Below are 1,850 nucleotides of genomic sequence, written 5' to 3'. Positions count from 1 at the left end.
GGTGATGGGTAGGGGAGCGTCGTGTGCCGGGTGAAGCAGCCGTGGAAACGAGTTGTGGACGGTTCACGAGTGAGAATGCAGGCATGAGTAGCGATACACACGTGGGAAACGTGTGCGCCGATTGACTAAGGGTTCCTGGGTCAAGCTGATCTGCCCAGGGTAAGTCGGGACCTAAGGCGAGGCCGACAGGCGTAGTCGATGGACAACCGGTTGATATTCCGGTACCCGTTGTGAAGCGTCAAACATCGAGCCCTCTGATGCTAAGGCCGTGAAGCCGCCCTGATCTCTTCGGAGTTGAGGGGAGTGGTGGAGCCGCTGATCCAAGGTGGTAGTAGGTGAGTGATGGGGTGACGCAGGAAGGTAGTCCAGCCCGGGCGGTGGTTGTCCCGGGGTAAGGGTGTAGGACGCACGGTAGGCAAATCCGTCGTGCATATAGTCTGAGACCTGATGCCGAGCCGATTGTGGCGAAGTGGATGATCCTATGCTGTCGAGAAAAGCCTCTAGCGAGTTTCATGGCGGCCCGTACCCTAAACCGACTCAGGTGGTCAGGTAGAGAATACCGAGGCGTTCGGGTGAACTATGGTTAAGGAACTCGGCAAAATGCCCCCGTAACTTCGGGAGAAGGGGGGCCATTGCTGGTGATGAGTTTTGCACTCTGAGCTGGTGGTGGCCGCAGAGACCAGCGAGAAGCGACTGTTTACTAAAAACACAGGTCCGTGCGAAGCCGTAAGGCGATGTATACGGACTGACGCCTGCCCGGTGCTGGAACGTTAAGGGGACCGGTTAGTCACATTTCGGTGTGGCGAAGCTGAGAACTTAAGCGCCAGTAAACGGCGGTGGTAACTATAACCATCCTAAGGTAGCGAAATTCCTTGTCGGGTAAGTTCCGACCTGCACGAATGGCGTAACGACTTCTCGACTGTCTCAACCATAGGCCCGGTGAAATTGCACTACGAGTAAAGATGCTCGTTTCGCGCAGCAGGACGGAAAGACCCCGGGACCTTTACTATAGCTTGATATTGGTGTTCGGTTCGGCTTGTGTAGGATAGGTGGGAGACTGTGAAGCGATCACGCCAGTGGTTGTGGAGTCGTTGTTGAAATACCACTCTGGTCGTGCTGGATGTCTAACCTGGGTCCGTGATCCGGATCAGGGACAGTGTCTGGTGGGTAGTTTAACTGGGGCGGTTGCCTCCTAAAGAGTAACGGAGGCGCCCAAAGGTTCCCTCAGCCTGGTTGGCAATCAGGTGTTGAGTGTAAGTGCACAAGGGAGCTTGACTGTGAGACTGACGGGTCGAGCAGGTACGAAAGTAGGGACTAGTGATCCGGCGGTGGCTTGTGGAAGCGCCGTCGCTCAACGGATAAAAGGTACCCCGGGGATAACAGGCTGATCTTCCCCAAGAGTCCATATCGACGGGATGGTTTGGCACCTCGATGTCGGCTCGTCGCATCCTGGGGCTGGAGTCGGTCCCAAGGGTTGGGCTGTTCGCCCATTAAAGCGGTACGCGAGCTGGGTTTAGAACGTCGTGAGACAGTTCGGTCCCTATCCGCTGCGCGCGTAGGAGTATTGAGAAGGGCTGTCCCTAGTACGAGAGGACCGGGACGGACGAACCTCTGGTGTGCCAGTTGTCCTGCCAAGGGCATGGCTGGTTGGCTACGTTCGGAAAGGATAACCGCTGAAAGCATCTAAGCGGGAAGCCTGCTTCGAGATGAGTACTCCCACCTCCTTGAGAGGGTAAGGCTCCCAGTAGACGACTGGGTTGATAGGCCAGATATGGAAGCCGGGCAACCGGTGGAGTTGACTGGTACTAATAGGCCGAGGGCTTGTCCTCAGTTGCTCGCGTCCACTGTGT

At 56.4% G+C, this 1,850-nt stretch carries 1 rRNA gene (running past one end of the window); it reads left to right on the top strand.

From position 1 onward, the window contains the following. Positions 1 to 1,829, top strand: a 23S ribosomal RNA gene (locus tag ACFWWQ_RS29475) (it extends 1,373 nt beyond the left edge of the window). The last annotated feature ends 21 nt before the right edge of the window (positions 1,830 to 1,850 follow it).

The organism is Streptomyces sp. NPDC059080 (assembly GCF_042739975.1).
Taxonomy (GTDB): Bacteria; Actinomycetota; Actinomycetes; order Streptomycetales; family Streptomycetaceae; genus Streptomyces; species Streptomyces benahoarensis.
The sequence above is the reverse complement of the archived record's forward strand: the minus strand, read 5'-3'. Positions and strand labels throughout refer to the sequence as shown.